The 1,007-nt window shown below is 64.1% G+C and carries 1 protein-coding gene; it reads right to left on the reverse strand.

The window, feature by feature from the left end:
* On the reverse strand, positions 1-989 hold a 989-nt coding region (locus HEP69_RS23635), incomplete at its 3' end, for an Hpt domain-containing protein (protein WP_290560961.1).
* Between the last annotated feature and the right edge of the window lie 18 nt (positions 990-1,007).

Consider the following 1,007-nt stretch of genomic DNA (forward strand, 5'->3'; position numbering starts at 1 on the left):
TTCAGATCATGTCTTTGGCCACCCCCGGGCGCACCGTCGCCGGGGGCGCCGTCGCCTAGGTCCTGGAGGTCGTCCAGGCTGTCGGCGTCCGCAGGCCTGCGTTGGGTGGGGGCTTGGTCGTCGTAGTCCGGTTCTTGCTCTGGCAGGTCCAGAGTGAGGCTTTCGTCGATCTCGGTAAGGTCGATGTCGCCCCCGCAGCACGTGCATGTCATCGCTGGTGTCGTCAGTGTCCCAGGGGGTGAGGGTATCTTCACTGGCGGCGGCATCAAAGGCGGCCAGATCCTCGGCGGACAGGGTATGCTCGCTGGATGGGGCGTCGGCGTTTTCAGCGGACGGCAGCTCGGTGAGTTCCAGGGTGCTGTCGGGCTCGCTGTGCGCATCGGCTTCCAGGACGAGGGTGTCCGGGGCGTCCGGGCTGACATCAGCGATAGTGTCTGTGGCGGTGTCGTCGATGGGGTCGGTGGTGCTGTCGTCGGCTCGGCAACGATCACGGGCCCCTGATCGATCTGGCCACCGGCGGCCAGGGTGTCGGCGGCATCGGCCAGCGGCTGCACGTCAAACGGGTCCGGTTGGCGCAGGGTAAAGGCATTGACCAGGGCGGGTACGCGATTGCGAACTTCCTGGACCAGGGCGATCAACACGGCAGTGGGCACAATGGTGCGGTCGATAACCCGGTTCAGCATGTTTTCTACGGACCAGCCCAGTTCCCCCACGGTGCTGGCACCGACCATGCGGCCGGACCCTTTCAGGGTGTGGAAGGCGCGACGGAATTCCACCAGGGATTCTTCATCGCTGGTGTTGGCGGCCCAGCGCGGGAAATATTCATCCAGGGCGTCCAGTACTTCGCCCACTTCTTCCTGGAAGATCTCGATGATTTCGTCATCGATCAGGTCGTCGTCATCGTGGTTATGGGTGTCGGCGTCTGATGCTTCCGGTGCGTCCGTTTCGGGCCTGTCCCGGACACACATTGACCGGCGGCGATCGGGCATATCACGAGCGTCGTGAAT

Source organism: Aestuariivita sp. (genome assembly GCF_021404545.1).
Classification (GTDB): Bacteria; Pseudomonadota; Alphaproteobacteria; order Rhodobacterales; family Rhodobacteraceae; genus Aestuariivita.